Source organism: Streptomyces sp. NPDC006259, from assembly GCF_042870975.1.
Taxonomy (GTDB): Bacteria; Actinomycetota; Actinomycetes; order Streptomycetales; family Streptomycetaceae; genus Streptomyces.
In genome coordinates, this window is sequence record NZ_JBIAHY010000008.1 from 127,641 (window position 1) to 147,583 (window position 19,943).

Genomic DNA, 19,943 nt, shown 5'->3' on the forward strand with positions numbered 1-19,943 from the left:
ACGGACCGTCAGTAACTTCGTCCCGGCCTTCGGCGCGCATCCGTGATCCACCGTGTGCGGAGAGCGTGTGACGACGGTGTGGACTCCTGCGCGCACTCCCGCGCCCGCCCCTGTGATCGGCGTCTCCCACAGCTGACGGTCCGGGCACGCGCAGGGCAAACTGACATAGTTGGTCATCATGCCCAGGGCGTTTCTTTCGGATCAGCCTGACCCGGAGACGCGGTGCCGGTCTCACGCCGTGAGCGGGGCTTGGTGCGTGCAGCCGCACGGCGGAGACGGCGTCGACGCGAGGGGGGTCCCCCGCGCGAGCGAGGCCGAGCGTGGGGGAGGAGTACCACGACGACGCCGCCGCCGCGGATGTGCGTGCCGAGCCGCGCGGCCCAGGGTGATTTCCGAAAGAGACGACCGTAGGGGGAGCCCGATGGACGACCGTGTACCGCGCGTGCCGGAGCAGAAGCGTCCCGGCTCCCTCCGGGAGCCGGTGGCGCTGCGCTTCGACGTGCTCGGCCCGGTGCGCGCCCGGCGCGGCGAGCAGCCGCTGGCCACCGGCTCACCCCAGCAGCGCGCCCTGCTCGCCGCCCTCCTGCTCCGGGAGGGCCGTACGGCCACCGCCGCCGAGCTGATCGACGCGCTGTGGGGCGAGGACCCGCCGTCGCAGGCGCTGGCGGCGGTCCGCACGTACGCCTCCCGGCTGCGCAAGGTGCTCGACCCGGGCGTCCTGGTCAGCGAGTCCGGCGGCTACGCCGTGCGCGGGCTCGGCGAGGGCGCCCTGGACCTGGCGGTGGCACAGGAGTGGGCGGCCGAGGCGGAGAAGGCGAGGGCGACCGGCGCCCTGGGCCGGGCGCGGGAGCTGCTGAACCGCGCTCTCGGCCTGTGGGACGGCGAGGCGCTGGCCGGCGTGCCCGGACCGTACGCGGAGACGCAGCGCGTCCGGCTGGAGGAGTGGCGGCTGGGGCTGCTGGAGTCCCGGCTGGACATGGACCTGGAGCAGGGCTGCCACGCGGAGGCCGTCTCCGAACTCACGGCGCTGACGGCGGCGTACCCGCTGCGCGAGCGGCTGCGCGAGCTGCTGATGCTGGCGCTGTACCGCAGCGGCCGGCAGGCGGAGGCCCTCGCCGTGTACGCCGACACCCGGCGGCTGCTGGCGGAGGAACTCGGCGTCGACCCGAGACCGGGCCTGCGCGAACTCCAGCGCCGCATCCTTCAGGCCGACCCGGACCTGGCGGAGCCCGCGGCGCCGCAGTCCGAGCCGTCCGCCGCACCGGTGCGGCCGGCCCAGCTACCGGCGACGGTGCCCGACTTCACCGGACGCGCCGCCTTCGTGACCGAGCTGAGCGAGGTGCTCGCCGGGGCGTCCGGCGACGACGGTGACGGCGGCCGGGTGATGGCCGTGTCGGCACTGGCGGGCATCGGCGGTGTCGGCAAGACGACCCTCGCCGTGCACGTGGCCCACCAGGCCCGCCCCGCCTTCCCCGACGGGCAGCTCTACGTCGACCTCCAGGGCGCCGGCGCGCGGGCCGCCGAACCCGTCACGGTCCTGGGCGCCTTCCTCCGCGCCCTGGGCACCCCCGACTCGGCCGTCCCGGACTCCCTGGAGGAACGGGCGGCGCTGTACCGCTCGGCGCTGGACGGCCGGCGCGTGCTGGTGCTGCTGGACAACGCCAAGGACGCCGCGCAGGTACGTCCGCTGCTGCCCGGCACGGACGGCTGCGCGGCCCTCGTCACCGCGCGCGTGCGGATGGTGGACCTGGCCGGGGCCCACCTCGTCGACCTGGACGTGATGTCGCCGGAGGAGGCGCTCGCGCTGTTCACGAAGATCGTCGGCGGGGAACGGGTGGCGTCGGAGCGCCAGGCGGCGCTGGACGTGGTCGCCGCCTGCGGATTCCTGCCGCTGGCGATCCGCATCGCCGCGTCCCGGCTGGCCGCCCGGCGCACCTGGACGGTGTCCGTCCTCGCCGCCAAACTCGCCGACGAACGCCGCCGCCTCGACGAACTCCAGGCAGGTGACCTCGCCGTCAAGGCGACCTTCGAACTCGGCTACGGCCAGCTGGAACCGGCCCAGGCCCGCGCCTTCCGCCTGCTCGGCCTCGCCGACGGCCCCGACATGTCCCTCGCGGCGGCGGCGGCCGTACTCGACCTGCCCGCGGAGGAGACCGAGGACCTGCTGGAGTCCCTGGTCGACACCTCTCTGCTGGAGTCGGCCGCACCGGGCCGCTACCGCTTCCACGACCTGGTCCGCCTCTACGCGCGTGCGTGCGCCGAACGGGACGAGTCGTCGCCGGGCGAGCGGGGGGCGGCGCTGGAGCGGTTGCTGGACTTCTACCTGGCGACCGCGGCGGGGGTGTACGCCATCGAGCGGCCGGGGGACCGGCTGGTGGACCACCTGGAGCCGACGGAGTACCCCGGACTGCGGTTCACGGACGGCTCCGCCGCGCTGGACTGGCTGTACGCCGAGGCGGCCTGCCTGCTGGCCTGTGTGCGACAGGCCGTGGGCACCAGCCGGCTGCGGCACGCGGTCGACCTCCTCTGGGCGGCCAAGGACCTGACCGAGTCGGGCGCCAACTCGCATCAGTACGAGACGACGGCCAGGGCCATGTGCGAGGCCACCCGGGCCGCGGGCGACGGCCGCGCCGAAGGCCGGGCCCGGATGATGCTCACCAACGTCCTCCTGGTCTCCGGCCGCATCCTGCAAGCCGGGGAACAGGCCCAGCTCGCCATGGAACTCGCCGCCCTCGCCCAGGACGACGCCATCAGCTGGGTGGCCAACGACCGGGGGCTCATCTCCCTGCACCAGGGGCGGCACGCGGACGGCAGGACCTTCTTCGAGCAGGCCATCGACGGCTACCGCGCCACGGGCAACCGGCTCAACGAAGCCGTCACGCTGGCGAACCTGTCCCGCGCCTACCTGGGCATGGGCAACACCGCGAAGGCGGTCGAGATCGCCCAGCACAGCCTCGCGGTCCACGCCGAACTGGACCGGCCGATGCGCCGCGCCAACGCGCACTTCGCCCTCGGCCTCGCCCTCACCGGGGCCGGCCGGCACAGCGAGGCCCTCGTCCAGTTCGCCGACGCCCAGAGCGTCTTCACCGAACACCGGCAGCGGCTGTGGGTCGGCAACACCCACTTCCGCATCGCCGAGGTGCACCTCACCGACCGGCGCCCCGCCCAGGCCGCCCAGCACGCGGAGCAGGCCCTCGCGCTGGGGTGTGTCGGCGGTGACCGGATGCGGGGCAACGTCCTGAAGCTGCTGGGCCGGGCCCTGTCCAGCCTCGGCCAGGTGGACCGCGCCAGGGCCTGCTGGAACGACGCGCTCAAGCTCTACGAGGACTGCGGCGCCCCGGAGGCCGCCGAGGTGCGCGCCCTGCTGGCGCCCGTGCCCGCGGGCTGACCGACGGTGCGCACAGGCTGATCGACGGTGGACACGGACTGAACCACGGTCCGCACAGGCTGACCGACGGTCCCCACGGACTGAACGACGCCCCCCGCGAGCGGCGTTCAGCGTTCGTTTATCCCGGCCCGGCACTCTCGTGTCTGTCGGACCGTCGCGTCGGGGGGCAGACGGTTCGGCCGGGAGCGCGACCAGTTAGTGTGCCGCTCCGAACGCCCGTCCGGCGGCACCTCGGGGGAGCTTCCGGGCGGGCGTTCCCACCTGACACACCACAGCAGAGGAACTCAAGGCCATGACCGACAAGTTGAGGGACGCGGACGCCACTCCGCAGGACAACAGCATGCCGAGCGAGCCGGCCGAGGCCGGGGAGATCACCACGCTCGACAACAGCATGCCGGCCCCGCCCGCCCTGTCCGGGGACATCACCACGCTGGACAACAGCATGCCGGCCCCGCCGGCCCTGGACCTGGACGGCAGGTAGGCCGGAATCCCGACGGGGACCGATCGACCGCGGCGGCGCGGAGGGGGGCCGCCGCGGTCGAGGCGCGTCCGGTGGCCGCCGATCCGCTTGGGCGCAACGGTGCTTGACGTTCCGTTCGTCTCGCGCATCCCGGAGTTCAGGGATCGTTCGGGCTGACGGGGTGTGAGCGACCCCCGCGGACGGCAACCATCTTGACATGAACCTGTTGCCCGACGAGCGGGTGACAGCCTCGTGGAGGTGTGGGATGCACCGCAGACCCGGTACCACTCTTGCCGCCTCGGCCCTCGCACTCGGAGCCGTGTTCGCCGCCGCGACCGCGGCCGAGGCCGCTCCCGCCGACAAGCCCCAGGTCCTCGCGAGCTGGACGCAGACCAGCGCGTCGAGCTACACCCAGTGGACGGCCGCCCGTTCGAACCAGTCCGCCTGGTCCGCGTACGGCTTCGACTGGACGACCGACTACTGCTCCTCCTCGCCGGACAACCCGTTCGGCTTCCCCTTCTCCACGTCCTGCGCCCGGCACGACTTCGGCTACCGCAACTACAAGGCGATCGGCGCCTTCGACGCCAACAAGTCCCGCCTCGACAGCGCCTTCCACGAAGACCTCAAGCGCGTGTGCAACAACTACGGCGGCGCCGCGAAGACCGCCTGCACCAGCACCGCCTGGACGTACTACCAGGCGGTCCGCGCCCTCGGCTGAGCCGCCCGCGGGGCGCCCGCGGTGGGCGCCCCGCACCGGCCGCGCGGCCTCCGTCAACGCGACGGCGACCGCAGCTCCCCCTTCACCACCTTCCCGCTCGCGTTGCGCGGCAGCCCGTCCACGAACTCCACCGCCCTGGGCACCTTGTAGTTCGCCATCTCGCGCCGCGACCAGGCGATCAGGTCGTCGCCGGTCAGCACCGCGCCGGGGCGCCGGACCACGTACGCCCGGCCCACCTCGCCGAGCCGGGCGTCCGGGACGCCGACGACGGCCACGTCGGCCACGTCCGGGTGCAGGCCCAGGAGTTGCTCTATCTCGGCCGGGTAGGCGTTGAAGCCGCCGACGATGAACATGTCCTTGACCCGGTCGGTGATGCGGAGGTTGCCGGCGTCGTCCAGGACGCCCACGTCGCCGGTGCGCAGCCAGCCGTCCGGGGTCAGCACCTCCGCGGTGCCCGGCTCGTCCCGGTAGTAGCCGCTCATGACGTTGAAGCCGCGGACCAGGACCTCTCCCGGCTCACCGGGGCCCGGTTCACCCCCTGTCGCCGTGACGAGCCGTACCCGCGTGCCGGGGATCGCCCGGCCGGACGTCGACGCGATCACCGAGGGCTCGTCGCCGCGGCGGCACATGGTCACGATGCCGCTCGCCTCGGACAGGCCGTACGCGGTGAGGACCGTGTCCACGCCCAGTTCCTCCCGCAGCCGCTCCACCAGCCGCAGCGGCACCACGGCCGCGCCCGTGACCACGAGCCGCAACGTGGAGAGGTCGTAGGCGTCCCGCGCCGGGTGGTCGAGCAGGGACTGGTGCAGGGTGGGCGGGCCGGGCAGCACGGAGACCCTCTCGAAGGCCACGTTGGCCAGCACGGTGTCCACGGTGAACACCGGCTGCGGGATCATCGTCGCGCCCCGCATGAGGCAGGCGATGACCCCCGCCTTGTAGCCGAAGGTGTGGAAGAAGGGGTTCACGATCAGGTAGCGGTCGCCGCGGCGCAGGCCCGCCAGGTCGCACCAGATGTCGTAGGCCCGCAGGGTCTGGGCGTGGGTGATCACCGCGCCCTTGGGGCGGCCGGTCGTGCCCGAGGTGAAGACGATGTCCGACGGCGACGAGCCGGAGACCTCCGCCGAGCGGGCCCGCGCCTCCGCCGCGCTCACCCCCTCCCCGCCCGCCAGGAACTCCCTGAAGGTCCGAAAGCCCACCGGCGCGTCGTCCGAGAGGACCACCACCGTCTCCAGGGCGGGCAGTCCCGGCAGCGGCCCCGTTCCCGGCCCCTCCTCGGGCCCCCCGCCGGCCGCCCGCCGCAGCGAGGCGACGTAGGAGGTGCCGAGGAAGGTGCCGGTGACGAAGAGGAGCCGGGCGCCGCTGCGCGCCAGGACGTCCGCCGCCTCGCCGCCCTTGAAGCGGGTGTTCAGCGGCACCAGCACCGCCCCCGCGGACACCGCGCCGAGCGCGGCGACGATCCAGTCCAGCGAGTTCGGCGCCCAGATCGCGACCCGGTCGCCCGTCCGGACGCCGTGCGCGAGGCAGGCGGCGGCCGAGCGTTCGACGCGCGCGCCGAGTTCGCCGTACGAGACGCGGGTGCGGCCCTCCACCACGGCCTCGACGTCGGCGTACCGGTGCGCCGCCCACCGGACCAGCTCCGGGACGGTCCCCCACTTCCCGGCACCCGCACCGCGCATGACGACCTCCCCGCTGCATGAGCTGACTGACCGTCAGATTAGCTGTAACCTGACGGGCTGTCAGCAAGCGCGGCTTCGCCTGGAGGTGACCCCGTGGCCGGTCTCAAGGACGCCACCGCCATCGTCGGCATAGGGCAGACGCCCTTCGCCAAGCACCTCCCCGAGGACGAGAGGACCCTCGCCTGCCGGGCCGTCGTCGCCGCGCTCGACGACGCCGGGATCGCGCCCGGCGAGGTCGACGCCCTGGCCTCCTACACCATGGAGGAGACGGACGAGGTCGAGCTGGCGAAGGCCGTCGGCTTCGGGGACCTGACCTACTTCGGCCGCGTCCCCTACGGCGGCGGCGGGTCCTGTGCGACCGTGGCCCACCTCGCCGCCGCCGTCGCCACCGGCCAGGCGAGCGTGGGCGTGGCCTGGCGGTCGCGCAAGCGGGGCAGCGGACCGCGACCGTGGACGAACACCGCCGTCCAGCTGCCCACCCCGGCCCAGTGGACCCGCCCGTTCGGCCTGCTGCGGCCCGTCGACGAGATCGCCCTCCTCGCCCGCCGCTACATGCACGAGTACGGGGTGACCCGCGACCACCTCTTCAACATCGCCCTCGCCTGCCGCAACCGGGCCAACCAGAACCCGGCCGCCGTCATGTACGACCGCCCCCTGACCCGCGAGTCCTACATGACCTCCCGCTGGATCAGCGAACCCCTCTGCCTGTACGACAACTGCCTGGAGACGGACGGCGCGCTGGCCTGCGTCATCGTCGGCCGGGAGCGCGCCCGCGACTGCGCCCGGCGGCCCGTGTACGTCCACTCCGCCGCCCAGGGCCTGCCCGCCCAGCACCACGGCATGGTCAACTACTGGAACGACGACCCGCTCACCGGCCCCGCCTGGACCGCCGCCAGACATCTGTGGAAACACGCCGACCTCACCCCGCAGGACATCGACGTGGCCCAGATCTACGACGCGTTCACGCCCCTGATCCCCCTGTCCCTGGAGGGCTACGGCTTCTGCGGCCGGGGCGAAGGGGGCGCCTTCACCGAGGGCGGCGCCCTGGAGACCGGCGGCCGGCTGCCCCTCAACACCGGCGGCGGCGGACTCTCCGAGGCCTACGTCCACGGCTTCAACCTCATCACCGAGGGCGTGAAGCAACTGCGCGGGACCAGCACCGCCCAGGTGCCGGACGCCACCACCTGTCTCGTCACCGCCGGAGAGGGAGTCCCCACCTCCGCGCTGCTGCTGAGGAGTTGAGATGCTCGAACCGGTCGTCGACGCCGACGGAGCCCCCTTCTGGCGGTACGCCGCCCTCGGCGAACTCCGCGTCCAGGCCTGCGCCGACTGCGGCGAACCCCGCTTCCCGCCCCGCCCCTGCTGCCCGCACTGCCAGTCCTTCGCCCGCGAGTGGCGGCTCACCTCGGGACGCGGACACATCTGGTCCTACGCCGTCCCGCACCCGCCCCTGCTGCCCGACTACGCGGCCTACGCGCCCTACAACGTCGTCCTCGTGGAACTGGCCGACGCGCCCCGCGTCCGGCTCGTCGGGAACCTGGTCGCCGAGGCCGGCGCACCGCTCGGCTCCCTCCCCGCCGACCGGGTCCGCATCGGCGCCCGCGTGCGGGCGGTCTTCGACGGGCGCGGCCTTCCCCAGTGGGTCCTGGAGCGCCCGTGAGCCTGCGCGTGGCCACCGACAAGGACACCGGCGTCGCCGTCGTCACCCTCGACCGGCCCGACCGGCTCAACGCCGTCGACCTCGACACGGCCCGCGAACTCGCCGACACCTGGAAGGCGTTGCGCTTCGACGACACCGTACGCGCCGTCGTCCTCACCGGGGCCGGGCGGCGGGCGTTCTGCACGGGCATCGACCGGGACGCCGTCGTACCGCAGCCCGCCTCCCCCTACATGCAGGACGATCCGCTCCTCACCGTCGGCCCCAAGGCCAACGACCTGTGGAAGCCGGTCGTCGCCGCCGTCGAGGGGATGGCCTGCGGTGGCGCCTTCTACCTGCTCGGGGAGTGCGAGTTCGTGGTCGCGGGCGCCGACGCCACCTTCTTCGACCCGCACACCACGTACGGCATGGTCAGCGCGTACGAGTCGGTGCTCATGGCGCAGCGGATGCCGCACGGGGAGGTCGCGCGGATGATGCTCATGGGGACGGCCGAACGGATGTCGGCCCGGCGGGCCCACGAGATCGGCCTGGTGTCCGAACTGACCGGGACGGGCGACGCCCTGGCGGCGGCCGTGGCCTGCGCCACGACCATCGCCGGACATCCGCCCGCCGCCGTCCAGGGCACCGTCCGGGCGCTGTGGGCGGCGCGGGAGACCTCCCTCGCCGCCGGGTTCGCGCAGGCGCCGCACCTCATCGCCCTGGGCAACCTGCCCGCCGGGGATCAGGCGGAACTCTTCGCCGGGCGGCGGTCCCAGGGCTTCCGGGTGCGCTGAGGACGTGCCCTCCGTGGGCGGTCACGGACGGCACGGGCGGGTGGACGCCTCGATCGTCAGGTCGACGCGTCCGAACGGGTGATGCCGTCCCGGTGCACCGGCTCGGCCCTGCTCGGGGCGGCGTGGCCCGCACCCCGGCCCACGACGGCGGCGGGCCCCCAATCGTCGCGGGCCCGGCGCCGCTCGCGCCGAGCGGGGTGATGCCGGTCCCGCTGCCGGTCCCGGTCGACTCGCGCGTCACCACCTGGTCGTCCGCGGGCGGGCCCGCGGACGGAAGCGGCAGATGGGGGTGGGACCGGCTCCGCCTCGTCCGCGTCCGCGTCGTCGTGCCCGCCGTGGCGCGGGCCGCCGCCCTGGTACGAGCGGGCCGTCCCCGTCCTCACGCCCGCTCCGGGTGGGAGCGGGGTGGTGGAGCGGGCCTACGCCGTTCTCGCCGTCCCGGTGCCCTTCTCCGCGTCCAGGGCGTAGACGCAGCGGTCCTTGCTGCACGCGTAGACGACGCCGTCCCGGACCACCGGGGAGCCGGTGATCTCGCCGCCGGTCGCCAGTTTCCAGCGGAGGCGGCCGTCGTCGGCCTTCAGGGTGTAGAGCAGGTGGTCGGTGGAGCCGAAGTGGATGCGGCCCTCGGCGACCGCGGGGGCGCCGACGATGTCGCCGCCCGCCTGGAAGCGCCACTTGGGCGTGCCCGTGACGGCGTCGAGGGTGTAGAGGCCCTTGCCGCTGCCGACGTGGACGTGGCCCGCGGCGACCAGCACCGGGTCGATCGAGGAACGGGCCTCGGTGGCGATGCGCCAGCGGTCGCGGCCGTCGGTGGCGTCGAGGGCGTAGACCGTGCCCAGGTAGTCGGCGAGGTAGACGCCGCCGCCGGTGACCGCCGGCCCGGGCACGAAGGTGGGCGGGGAGAGGAAGACCGCGGGGGCCTCGAAGTGCCAGCGCACCATGCCGCTCGCCGCGTCGACGGCGAGGACGCGGGTGCCGGCCGAGATGTAGACGTAGCCGTCGGGGGCCGCGGTCACCCGGACCGGGACCCCGCCGCAGGATGCGGAGTCGCCGATGGGGTACGACCAGCGCTCGTCACCGGTGCGGGCGTCGAGGGCGCGCAGGCGGGCGTCCTGCCAGAGGTATACGGTGCCGTCGTGGAGGGCGGGGCCGGCCTCCGGGGACTCGAAGTCGGTCTGGCAGCCGGTGGCCTCCCACAGCTTCTGCCCGGTGGAGGCCTCCCAGGCCTGGATGCCGCCGCCGCGGGTGCCGGTCACGACGGTGCCCCGGTCGGCCTTGAGGCAGTACACCCAGGAGTCGGTGGGCAGCCGCCACAGGTCGGTGCCCTCGCGGGCGTCCAGCGCGAACAGGGTCGGACCGTCGGAGGCGTGGACACGGCCGTCCGCGACCGCCATCGACCAGGCCACGTCACGCGTCTTGAAGCGGCGGCGGCCGGTGGCCACGTCCAGGGCGTGCACCTCGAAGGAGGTGACGTAGACGAGGTCGCCGGCGACGGCCGGGGTGCCCCACACGTCGTTGGACATGCGGAACCGCCAGGGGCGCCAGCCCGCCGGGGTCTCCCCGGCGGGCTGGGGCGCGGCCGTGGGCGCCGGGTCGGCGCCGTTGACGCCGGGGCGGGGCCGGGACCAGGAGGCGACCAGGCCGGGCTCGGGCAGGGGGGCCTTGACGGCGGCGGTCGCGCGCACGTCGGCGACCCGCGGGCCGGGCCCGATCGGCACGGCCGCCCCGGCGAGCCGGACGGGTCCGGTGTCGGGGGCGCCGACCGAGACGGGCGCGTGCGCCGGGCGGGGGCGCACCACGGGGTCGTGCGAGGGCGGCGGCGGAACGGCGGGCCGGGCCATGCCCACGCCGCCGCCGCGGGGGGTCGCGGGTGCCGCCGACTTGACGGGCGGCCGGCCGCCGCGGCGCGTCTCTATCATGGCGACCGCCTTCTCGGGCAGCCACGCCGACGCCGTACCGCTGTCGTCGGAGCCGGAGCCGAAGAGGTGCGGGGCCAGTTGGGACTGGAGGTCGGCGGGGCTGGGCCGGCCGGTGGCCTCCATCTGCATGCAGGAGTCGATGAGCGGGCGCAGCTCGTCGGGCAGGCCCTCCAGGTCGGGGCCCTCGCGCAGCAGCATGAAGACCGTCTCGACCGGATTGGCGCCGTGGAAGGGGGGGTGTCCGGTGGCGGCGAAGACGAGGGTGGAGCCGAGGGAGAAGACGTCGCTCGCGCCGGTGACGCTGCGCGAGTCCTTGGCCTGCTCGGGAGACATGTAGGCGGGGGTGCCGACGGCGACGTTGGTCATCGTCAAACGGGTGTTCGAGACGCCGGACGCGATGCCGAAGTCGATCACCCGGGGGCCGTCCTCCACGACGAGGACGTTGGAGGGCTTCAGGTCGCGGTGGACGAGCCCGGCGCCGTGGATGGACTGGAGGGCCTCCGCGATGCCCGCGGCCAGCCAGCGCACCGCCTGCGCCGGGAGCGGACCGCAGTCGTTCACTATCTCTTCGAGGGAGGGCGCGGGCACGTAGGCGGTGGCCAGCCACGGCACGGCGGCACGCGGATCGGCGTCGACGACGGCGGCCGTGTAGAAGCCGGAGACCGCCCGCGCCGCCTCCACCTCGCGGGTGAAGCGGACCCGGAACAGCTGGTCCTCGGCCAGTTCCGTGCGGACCGTCTTGATCGCCACGCGGCGGCCGGAGGCCGAACGCGCGAGATAGACCAGCCCCATGCCGCCGGCCCCCAGCCGTCCCAGCACCTCGAACGGCCCGATCCGCCGCGGATCGTGCTGCGTCAGCTGATCCACCACTTGCCTGCCACCTCCCCGTACGGGCCACGTCACCCATATGTGTACGCGACCCCGTGCAGCGTCTCACCACCGCACCGCCGTGGCGGCACGCACCCTGATTCTTCCTGGCCCGGCCACCGGTTGCGAACCCCGGGACAATCGGGGTGTCTCATGTCATACACGCGCAATGAGGCACCGGTAGCCGCGCACGACCCGCACGCATGCCCCCATGTCTGCCCGCTCCCCGCCCCGCACCGGTCCGGCGCACGGGAGCGTTCAGCGCTGGAGCAGAGCGAACGACGCCCCCTGATTGTCGGTGACGACGGCCACCGTTCCGTACGAGGCGGTGAAGGGGCCCGCCTGCACCCGCCCGCCGAGCCGGCTCACCGCGCCGAGAACCGCCTCGCAGTCGTCGACGCCGAAGTGCACGAGGAAGTGCGGCGGCATGACCTCGGGGAAGACGTCCGAGACCGGCGCCCGCCCGAAGTCGGGCTCCGCGCCCGGACCGAAGAGGGCCTCGTGGAAGAGGTGGCCGTAGAAGGTGTTGGCGGCCCCGGTGTCACGGGCGTACAGCTGCGCCCAGGCGAACGTGCCGGGCCGGTGCCGCACCCCGAACCCGGGGTGGCTGCCCGCCTGCCACAGGCCGAAGACCGCGCCCTCGGGATCGGCGGCCAGAGCCGCGACCCCCGCCCCGTCGACCGGCACCGGCGCCATGACCACCTGCCCGCCGGCCGTCCGGATACGGCGTACGGTCGCCTCCGCGTCCGGGGTCGCGAAGGACACCGTCCACACGGTGGGCATCCGGCCGTCCGTCTTGCGGCCGAGGGCGGCGACCGGGGCCCCGTCCAGCCGTGCCCACACCGAGGAGCCGTAGGCCTCCTCGAAGGCCCACCCGAACAGCTCCCCGTAGAACCGCCTGCCCGCGTCCACGTCGGGGAGCTGCGCGTCCACCCAGCAGGGGACGCCCTCTGCGTACACCGATGCCCTGTTTTCGGCCATACAGCCAAACTAACGGCGCTTCACGCAAGCCGCAGACCAGGCACACCCGCCTCCAGGTCCCCGCGCACCCCATTTGCAGTCGGCCGAATCGCGCTCCGATCACCCCTCGGTAAGCTGACGGCATGACAGGACAAGTGCGTACCGTCGACGGCCGCGTGGCCGGTCGGCGCGGGCAGGCGACGCGGCAGAAGTTGCTCGACTGCCTCAGCGAGATGCTCAGCTCCTCGCCCTACCGGGACGTCAAGGTCATCGATGTCGCCCGGAAGGCGGGCACTTCGCCCGCGACCTTCTACCAGTACTTCCCGGACGTCGAGGGCGCCGTCCTGGAGATCGCGGAGCAAATGGCCGCCGAGGGCGCCGGGTTGACCGAGCTGCTGGAGGGGCGGTCCTGGGTCGGCAAGGCCGGCTGGCAGACCGCGCAGGAACTCGTCGACGGGTTCCTGGAGTTCTGGAAGCGCAACGACGCGATCCTGCGCGTCGTCGACCTCGGCGCGGCCGAGGGCGACAAGCGCTTCTACAAACTCCGCATGAAGATCCTCAACTCGGTGAACAACTCCCTCGCGGACGCCGTCGCCGAGTTGCAGTCCAAGGGCAAGGTCGACAAGGACGTGAACCCGGGCGCGATCGCCGGTTCCCTGGTCGCCATGCTCGCGGCGGTCGCCTCGCACCAGAAGGGCTTCGGCACCTGGGGCGTCAAGCCGGCCGAACTCAAGCCCAACGTCTCGCTGCTGGTGTACCTGGGCGTCACCGGCAGGAAGCCGACGAAGTAGCCCGCGGCAGCGCGATCCGTCTTTTTTCCCACGTCTCAAGTCCTGTCTGGCAGGCGGTGGTTCATCCGGTCGTCCGGATGAACCACCGCCTGTCGCGCTATGCGGGCGCTTGACTCGGAGGCGCGGGCACGCACGCGGGGACGCACGGAGGAACACCAGGCGGGTCAGCCCGGCAGGGGCCGGTCGCGCACCACGTGCTTCATCACCAGCGTCGAGGTGAGCCGCTGCACCCCCGGCAGCGTCGCCAGCCGCTCGTCGTACAGCCGCTGGAAGGCCGCGAGGTCGGCGGTGGCCACCCGCAGCAGATAGTCCGGCTCCCCGAACAGCCGCTGCGCGTCCAGCACGTGCTCCACCTCGCCGACGGCCCGCTCGAACTCGGCGACCGTGTCCCGGTCCTCCTGCCGCATGGAGACGAAGACGAGCGCCTCGAAGGTCAGCCCGACGGCCGTCGGCTCCACCACCGCCCGGTAGCCGCTGATCGCCCCGGACCGCTCCAACTCCCGCAGCCGCCGGTGGCACGGCGAGACGCTCAGCCGCACCCGTGCGGCCAGCTCGGTCACGGTCAGCCGCCCGTCCTGCTGCAACTCGGCAAGAATCTTCCGGTCCACGTCGTCCATGAGGCAGATCCTTTCCCGGTCGACCCCCTTTCGGGCAAACTTCGGGAACACCTTCGCCCGTATCGCGCCTAATGTCCCCTCCATGGACTCCGGAACGCTGCTCTCCTTCCTCGCCGTGGACCTGCTGCTGGTCTGCGTACCGGGTGCCGACTGGGCCTACGTGATCGCCGCCGGACTGCGCGGCCGCTCGGTGGGCCTGGCCGTGACCGGCCTGGTCGGCGGCTACGCCCTGCACACGGCACTGGCCGCGGCGGGTCTCGCGGTCCTGGTGGCCGGCTCACCCCGACTGCTCACGGCGCTGACGATGGCCGGAGCCGCGTACCTGGTGTGGCTGGGGTGGGGCGTGCTGCGCCGCCCGGGGGTGCCCCGGGCGGGGGAAGCGGTGGAACGGGGCGGGGGGCGGGTCCTCCTGCGCGGGGCGACGATCAGCGGCCTCAACCCCAAGGGCCTGCTGCTCTACCTCTCCGTCCTGCCCCAGTTCCTCACCACCCGCGACGCGCGCCTGCCGGTCCCGGCGCAGACCGTCACCCTCGGACTGCTGCACATGGCGTGCTGCGCCGCCGTCTACGCGACGGTCGGCGTCCTGGCCCGCAGGCTCCTCGGCGCCCGCCCGGCGGCGGCCCGCGCGGTCACCCGGACGTCGGGGGCGGCGATGCTGGGCATCGGGGCGTTCCTGCTGGTCCAGCGGCTCACTCTCGGCGGCTGACCCGGAAGAGGCGGATCTCCCGCTCCACCCGCGCCTGATAGGTCGCGTACGGCGGCCAGAAGGCCAGCGCCGCCCGCCAGGCCGCCGCCCGCTCCTCGCCCGTCAGCAGCCGGGCCGTCACCGCGATGTCGGCGCCCTTCCAGCTGACCTCGGCGTCCGGGTGGGCGAGCAGGTTGGCGGTCCAGGCCGGATGGCCGGGCCGACCGAAGTTGGAACCGACCAGGAGCCAGCCGCGCCCGCCCTCCTCGGGCATGCAGGCGAGCGGGGTGCGCCGGGGCCGCCCGCTGCGGGCACCGGTCGCGGTGAGGACCAGCCCCGGCAGCAACTGGGCGCTGAGCAGCACCCTTCCCCCGGTGAGGCGGTGGACGGCCCGGTCGAGGGCGGGGACCAGGTGGGGGGCGACCTTGGCGAAGGCGGGGGTGGCGGAGACCTTCTGGACGAGACGGACACCGAGGCGGGGGGACGGCCGCGTTCGGCCGCTCCGCAAGCGGGTCACACCGTCACCTCCTCGCGCGTGAACAGACGGGCCCGGTCGGCCGCGTGGGCGCGCAGCCGGTGCGCGGGCCCGAACAGCAGCTCGTCCCCGGCGGCGCGCTTGAAGTACAGGTGGGCGTCGTGCTCCCAGGTGAAACCGATGCCGCCGTGGAGCTGGATCGCCTCTCCGGCGGCCGTGCGCAGGGCCTCCAGCGCCTGGGCGAGGGCGAGCCCGCCGACGCGTGCGTCCCGGCCGGTCGCCCAGGCGGCGTAGTAGGCGGCGGAGCGGGCCGCCTGGAGCTGGACGTGGACGTCGGCGAGCCGGTGCTGGACGGCCTGGAAGGAACCGATGGCCCGACCGAACTGCTCGCGCCGGCCGACGTACTCCACGGTCCGCTCCAGCGCGCGGTCGGCGGCGCCGACGGCTTCGCAGGCGAGGACGGCGGCGGCCCGGTCGCCGAGCGCGGCGAGGGCCGCGAGCACGTTCCGCTCGTCGTCGCCGCCCAGCAACTCCGCTGTCACATGCCGGAGTTGGACGCATCCCTGGGGCCGGGTGGCGTCCAGCGCGGTCTGCCGTACGCGGACGAGCCCTTCGCTCTCCCCCGGGACGAGGAAGAGGAGGGTGCGGGAGCGGACGTACCCCCCGGTGTGGGCGGCGACGAGCAGCAGGCCGGCGCTGTGCCCGTCGAGCACCTGGGCCGCCTCGCCGTACAGCCGCCAGGCGCCCGCGACCCGCCGGGCCTGCACGCCGCCGGCCCGCCCGCCGCCGGCCCAGTCACCGTCGTTCCCGCGGGTCAGCGCCAGGGCGGTGGCGAGGGCGGGGGCGGGGACGGCGAGGGTGGCGGTGAGGGTGCCGGCGGCGATCCGCGGGAGGAGGGCGGCACGCTGGGCGTCGGTGCCGAGGGCGAGGATCAGGGGGGCGGCGAGGACGGAGGTGGCGAGGAGCGGGGAGGGGGCGAGGACGCGTCCGGTCTCCTCGCAGGCGAGGGCGAGGTCGGCGACGGGGCAGCCCACACCGCCGTACGCCTCGGGGAGGGCCAGGCCGGGCAGGCCGAGGTGGTCGGCGAGGGCGGCCCACAGGGCGGGGTCGTGGCCGGCCGGGGTGTCGAGGGCGGCGCGCAGTTCGTGCGGGCCGGAGCGTTGGTGCAGCAGTCCCCGCAGCGTGCGGCGGATCTCGTCCTGTTCGGCGGTGAAGCCGGGGTCCATGAACGGCACTCCCCTCACTATCTGACGGGGCGTCATATTAGGGGCCGGGAGCCGGGATTCCCAGGCGTCCGACACCTGCCGCCCTCCGTGACATCTGATGTACCGTCAGATTTATGACCGTGGGGAAGCGGAAGGTGGCCGTGGTCGGGGTGGCGCTGTCCGACTGCGGCCGGGTGGACGAGGCGACGCCGTACGCGCTGCACGCCCAGGCGGCCCGTCGCGCGCTCGCGGACGCGGGCCTCGACCGCGCCCGGATCGACGGTTTCGCCTCGGCCGGCCTCGGCACGCTCGCGCCGGTCGAGGTGGCCGACTACCTGGGCCTGCGCCCCACCTGGGTGGACTCGACCTCGGTCGGCGGCGCCACCTGGGAGGTGATGGCGGCGCACGCGGCGGACGCGATCACTGCCGGACACGCGAACGCGGTGCTGCTGGCGTACGGCTCGACGGCCCGCGCCGATGTACGGGCGGGCCGCCGCACCGGCACGTACGCGTTCGGCGCGCGCGGCCCGCTCCAGTTCGAGGTGCCCTACGGCCACACACTCATCGCCAAGTACGCGATGGCGGCCCGCCGTCACATGATCGAACACGGCACGACGATCGAGCAGTTGGCGGAGGTGGCGGTCCAGGCACGGGCCAACGCGGCCCTGAACCCGGAGGCGATGTTCCGCACCCCCCTGACGGTGGGCGAGGTGCTGTCCGGGCCCATGATCGCGGACCCCTTCACGAAACTGCACTGCTGCGTCCGCTCCGACGGCGGCGCGGCGGTCCTGCTCGCGGCCGAGGAGTACGTCCGGGACTGCCGCGCCGAACCGGTGTGGATCCTCGGCACCGGCGAACATGTCTCCCACGCGAGCATGACGGAGTGGGACGACTTCACCGTCACCCCGGCGGCGGTCAGCGGCCGGGTCGCCTTCGAACGGGCGGGGGTGCGGCCGGCCGAGATGGACTTCGCGCAGATCTACGACGCCTTCACCTACATGACGCTGGTGACGCTGGAGGACCTCGGCTTCTGCGGAAAGGGCGAGGGCGGTCCGTACGTCGAGAAGGGCCGCTTCCGGGTCGAGGGCGGCGACCTCCCGGTCAACACCGACGGCGGCGGCCTGTCCTCCCAGCATCCGGGCATGCGGGGCCTCTTCCTCCTCGTGGAGGCGGTGCGGCAACTGCGGGGCGAGGCGGGGGCCCGGCAGGTACGGCGCCGGGACGGGGGGCTGCCCCGGCTGGGGGTGGCCTCGGGGACGGGCGGATGGTTCTGCTCGTCGGGGACGGTGGTGCTGGGCCGGGGGTAGGGATCCGGTGCCGTGACACCGACCGGCCCACGATCCCCCGCTCGCGGCGGACCCGTCCGTGCCGGCCGCCCTGTCGACCGTGCGCGACGGCGTGCCGGCCGCCCTGTCGACCGTGCGCGACGGCGTGCCGGCCGCCACGGGGACCGGCACACGGCGGAGCGGCCCCAGCCGGTGGGCCCTCCGGCCGGGTACCGGGCCCTGCCCTGCCCTGCCCTGCCCTGCCCTGCCCGATACTCGGACCATGGGAACGGATCTGCACGAGGTGCTGAGGTCGCTGCGGGTGTGGGACCCGGAGGTGACCGAGCTGCCGCCCTTCGCCCCGGAGGCGGCCCCCGCCGAGCCGCTGGCGCTGTTCACGTCCTGGTTCGCCGAGGCGGTCGCGGCGGGCGAACGGGAGCCCCACACCATGACCCTGTCGACCGCGGACGAGGGCGGCCTGCCGGACGCGCGGATCGTGATGCTGCACGGCGCGGACGAGGACGGCTGGTCCTTCGCGACGCACGTGACCAGCCGCAAGGGCCGCCAGCTCGACGCCCGCCCGTTCGCGGCCCTCACCTTCTACTGGCCCGCGCTGGGCCGCCAGGTCCGGCTCCGCGGCCCGGTGACCGTCGCCCCGGCGGCCGAAGCCCAGGCCGACCTGCGCGCCCGCTCGACGGGAGCACTGGCGGCCGCCCTCACCGGCCACCAGAGCGAAGCCCTGCCCTCGCTGGAGACCCTGGCGACCGCGTCGACCGCCGCCTGGGACGAGGCCGGCTCGAACCCCGCCGCCGAGTCCCCGACCTGGACGCTGTACCGACTCCGCCCGGACGAGGTGGAGTTCTTCCAGGGCGACGCGCGACGCCGGCACGTACGGGTGGCCTACCGGCGGGCGGAAGGAGGCTGGACGCGGGGGCTGCTGTGGCCGTGAGGCGGGGGTGGCGGGGGCGGGCCGCGGGTTCCTCCGCGTCATCAGGGGGTCCGAAATCACAGACTCCCGCCAGAGATAGTATCGACAACGACAGTATCTCGAATGTAACCATTGTCGTCGCATAGGCACCGACACCACCGGCAACGCCTAGATCCCCGTCGCCGGACAGGAGGACACCCAGCTCACCGGCAGCCGCGGAGCCCTCCGCACCCTCATCCTGGAGATGACGGCCCGGAAGGCCGACCACCTGCTGTGAGCGCTCCGCGCACACCGATCACCGTCACCGGCGTGCACGACGCGTAGAAGGGTCCCTCCGACAGTCCCCCGGGCCAGCAGCGGCCGCGCGCCTCGTGTGGCCCTCGGTGAGGGCTCGTTGGAGGTCGCGGCGAGGGTATGGCCGGTGTCGGCGAAGCCCCGGAAGACCGGGCCCGTCGCGGTGACGTGGATGCCGTAGGGCACGGGGTCACCTCGGCCCGGCCGGGTCGGGGTCGGTCGCGAGGCGGGCGTGGCGGTGGACGTCTCGCCAGGCGTCCCGGCGGCCGGCCTCCCACATCGCGCCGCGCAGGGTGCCCTCGTAGCGGAACCCGCAGCGCTCTGCGGTCCGGCAGGACGCCTCGTGGCCGAGCGCGTGCCCCAACTCCAGCCGGTGGAGGCCGATCCGGGCGAAGAACCAGATCGTGGCCAGTCGCAGCGACCGGGTGGCCACCTGCCGACCGCGCGCCTCGGGCAGCACCCAGTAGCCGACGCCGGCGGAACTCTGGACGCGGTCGATCGCGTTCAGGCCGATCTGCCCGAGGATCGTCCCGTCCTCGGCGTCCGTGACGCAGAAGGTCACGCCGATCCCGGCCGCCATGGCCGCCGCCTTCCCGTGCAGCGACTCCCGCGCAGTGGTGGTGTCCGTGATGTCCCGCAACGGGGTGTTCCAGCGCCGGAACTCGGGGTCGACGTGCCCGCGCAGCCACGCGTCGACGTCGGTGGCGGACTCGGGGTCCCAGGCGCGCAGCCGGAGGCCGTGGCCGTCGAGCACCGGGGCGGGCGGGCCGGCGTACGGCTCCGGGAGGTCGGTCATCCCGTCATTGAACACCGGCCCCTCGCGCACCGGCGCCGGATCTGTCCCTCGTCTCCGCGAAGGGGATCCGGAACACCGGCACCCCCTCCCGGAACGCCACCTCCAGTTCCGCCCCCGCCCGCGGCTCGGCCTCACCGACCAGCTCCGTCGCCATCCGCGGCCCCTCCGCGAGATCGACCACGGCGGCGACGTACGGCGTCCGCTCCCCGAAGGGCGGCAGGTCGTTGCGGTGGACGACCGACCAGGTGTAGAGGCGTGCCCGGCCGCTCGCCTCCTCCCAGCGCACGTCCTCGCTCCAGCAGTGCGGGCAGAACTCCCGCGGGTAGTGATGGGCCCGCCCGCACGCCCCGCAGCGGCGGATCAGCAGCCGGCCCCCGGCCGCCGCGTCCCAGTACGCGCGCGTGAAGGCATCGGTCTCCGGGATGTCGTACCGCGCGGTCATCGACACCGTCCCCTCGGAACCCTCGGC

The 19,943-nt window shown here is 74.1% G+C and carries 18 protein-coding genes; 10 read left to right on the forward strand and 8 right to left on the reverse strand.

The genetic code is table 11. From position 1 onward, the window contains the following. Positions 1-421 precede the first annotated feature (421 nt). The 3 genes from ACFYO5_RS30360 (at position 422) to ACFYO5_RS30370 (ending at position 4,566) form a co-directional block, all read left to right on the forward strand. Complete coding sequence (locus tag ACFYO5_RS30360) at positions 422-3,388, forward strand: BTAD domain-containing putative transcriptional regulator (protein WP_388714791.1); 2,967 nt, start codon at positions 422-424, stop codon at positions 3,386-3,388. Between the two features lie 292 nt (positions 3,389-3,680). Continuing rightward, entirely contained in the window at positions 3,681-3,869 is a 189-nt protein-coding gene (locus tag ACFYO5_RS30365; RefSeq protein WP_356565124.1) for a hypothetical protein, read from the forward strand. A gap of 244 nt (positions 3,870-4,113) precedes the next feature. After that, positions 4,114-4,566, forward strand: a complete 453-nt coding sequence (locus tag ACFYO5_RS30370; protein ID WP_388714795.1) for a phospholipase — start codon at positions 4,114-4,116, stop codon at positions 4,564-4,566. Positions 4,567-4,619: 53 nt separating this feature from the next. Here ACFYO5_RS30370 and ACFYO5_RS30375 read toward each other — a convergent pair whose 3' ends face one another. Next, the gene (locus ACFYO5_RS30375) at positions 4,620-6,242 is read right to left on the reverse strand and encodes a FadD3 family acyl-CoA ligase (RefSeq protein ID WP_388714797.1); all 1,623 of its coding nucleotides are present in this window, start codon (positions 6,240-6,242) and stop codon (positions 4,620-4,622) included. Between the two features lie 93 nt (positions 6,243-6,335). Between ACFYO5_RS30375 and ACFYO5_RS30380 the strand changes: the two genes are divergently transcribed. The 3 genes from ACFYO5_RS30380 to ACFYO5_RS30390 are packed head-to-tail and all read left to right on the forward strand — an operon-like array spanning position 6,336 to position 8,672. Next, a complete protein-coding gene (locus tag ACFYO5_RS30380; protein ID WP_356565119.1) occupies positions 6,336-7,484 on the forward strand; it encodes a lipid-transfer protein in 1,149 nt (382 codons plus the stop codon). Position 7,485: 1 nt separating this feature from the next. Then, the gene (locus ACFYO5_RS30385) at positions 7,486-7,902 is read left to right on the forward strand and encodes a Zn-ribbon domain-containing OB-fold protein (protein WP_388714800.1); all 417 of its coding nucleotides are present in this window, start codon (positions 7,486-7,488) and stop codon (positions 7,900-7,902) included. Continuing rightward, entirely contained in the window at positions 7,899-8,672 is a 774-nt protein-coding gene (locus ACFYO5_RS30390; protein WP_388714803.1) for an enoyl-CoA hydratase/isomerase family protein, read from the forward strand. Before ACFYO5_RS30385 ends, ACFYO5_RS30390 begins: the two co-directional genes overlap by 4 nt. A gap of 419 nt (positions 8,673-9,091) precedes the next feature. On the opposite strand, the gene ACFYO5_RS30395 is transcribed toward ACFYO5_RS30390, so the two are convergent. Together ACFYO5_RS30395 and ACFYO5_RS30400 are read right to left on the reverse strand one after the other, a co-directional pair. Then, a complete protein-coding gene (locus ACFYO5_RS30395) occupies positions 9,092-11,461 on the reverse strand; it encodes a PQQ-binding-like beta-propeller repeat protein (protein ID WP_388714806.1) in 2,370 nt (789 codons plus the stop codon). A gap of 255 nt (positions 11,462-11,716) precedes the next feature. After that, on the reverse strand, positions 11,717-12,439 hold the full coding sequence (locus ACFYO5_RS30400) for a VOC family protein (protein WP_356565112.1): 723 nt from the start codon (positions 12,437-12,439) through the stop codon (positions 11,717-11,719). 134 nt (positions 12,440-12,573) lie between these two features. On the opposite strand from ACFYO5_RS30400, the gene ACFYO5_RS30405 reads away from it, so the two are divergent. Next, the gene (locus tag ACFYO5_RS30405; RefSeq protein ID WP_356565318.1) at positions 12,574-13,209 is read left to right on the forward strand and encodes a TetR family transcriptional regulator; all 636 of its coding nucleotides are present in this window, start codon (positions 12,574-12,576) and stop codon (positions 13,207-13,209) included. A gap of 164 nt (positions 13,210-13,373) precedes the next feature. Here the strand turns inward: ACFYO5_RS30405 and ACFYO5_RS30410 are convergent, their stop codons facing one another. Beyond that, on the reverse strand, positions 13,374-13,826 hold the full coding sequence (locus tag ACFYO5_RS30410; RefSeq protein ID WP_073493728.1) for an Lrp/AsnC family transcriptional regulator: 453 nt from the start codon (positions 13,824-13,826) through the stop codon (positions 13,374-13,376). 82 nt (positions 13,827-13,908) lie between these two features. Here ACFYO5_RS30410 and ACFYO5_RS30415 point away from each other — a divergent pair, with 82 nt between their 5' ends. Next, complete coding sequence (locus ACFYO5_RS30415) at positions 13,909-14,532, forward strand: LysE family translocator (RefSeq protein WP_388714811.1); 624 nt, start codon at positions 13,909-13,911, stop codon at positions 14,530-14,532. Here the strand turns inward: ACFYO5_RS30415 and ACFYO5_RS30420 are convergent. Together ACFYO5_RS30420 and ACFYO5_RS30425 are read right to left on the reverse strand one after the other, a co-directional pair. Beyond that, positions 14,516-15,019, reverse strand: coding sequence for a nitroreductase family deazaflavin-dependent oxidoreductase (locus ACFYO5_RS30420; protein ID WP_388715285.1), 504 nt, complete (start codon positions 15,017-15,019; stop codon positions 14,516-14,518). The genes ACFYO5_RS30415 and ACFYO5_RS30420 overlap by 17 nt on opposite strands. A 5-nt stretch (positions 15,020-15,024) precedes the next feature. Further along, positions 15,025-16,212, reverse strand: a complete 1,188-nt coding sequence (locus ACFYO5_RS30425; RefSeq protein ID WP_388715288.1) for an acyl-CoA dehydrogenase family protein — start codon at positions 16,210-16,212, stop codon at positions 15,025-15,027. Positions 16,213-16,325: 113 nt separating this feature from the next. Between ACFYO5_RS30425 and ACFYO5_RS30430 the strand changes: the two genes are divergently transcribed. Both ACFYO5_RS30430 and ACFYO5_RS30435 read left to right on the forward strand, forming a co-directional pair. Beyond that, on the forward strand, positions 16,326-17,498 hold the full coding sequence (locus ACFYO5_RS30430; protein ID WP_388714814.1) for an acetyl-CoA acetyltransferase: 1,173 nt from the start codon (positions 16,326-16,328) through the stop codon (positions 17,496-17,498). Positions 17,499-17,739: 241 nt separating this feature from the next. Beyond that, entirely contained in the window at positions 17,740-18,405 is a 666-nt protein-coding gene (locus ACFYO5_RS30435; RefSeq protein ID WP_388714817.1) for a pyridoxal 5'-phosphate synthase, read from the forward strand. Between the two features lie 463 nt (positions 18,406-18,868). On the opposite strand, the gene ACFYO5_RS30440 is transcribed toward ACFYO5_RS30435, so the two are convergent. Together ACFYO5_RS30440 and ACFYO5_RS30445 are read right to left on the reverse strand one after the other, a co-directional pair. Further along, the gene (locus ACFYO5_RS30440; RefSeq protein WP_388714820.1) at positions 18,869-19,474 is read right to left on the reverse strand and encodes a GNAT family N-acetyltransferase; all 606 of its coding nucleotides are present in this window, start codon (positions 19,472-19,474) and stop codon (positions 18,869-18,871) included. A gap of 4 nt (positions 19,475-19,478) precedes the next feature. Then, positions 19,479-19,916 carry a Zn-ribbon domain-containing OB-fold protein gene (locus tag ACFYO5_RS30445; RefSeq protein WP_388714823.1) on the reverse strand — a complete coding sequence of 146 codons (438 nt, stop codon included), beginning with the start codon at positions 19,914-19,916 and terminating at the stop codon, positions 19,479-19,481. Between the last annotated feature and the right edge of the window lie 27 nt (positions 19,917-19,943).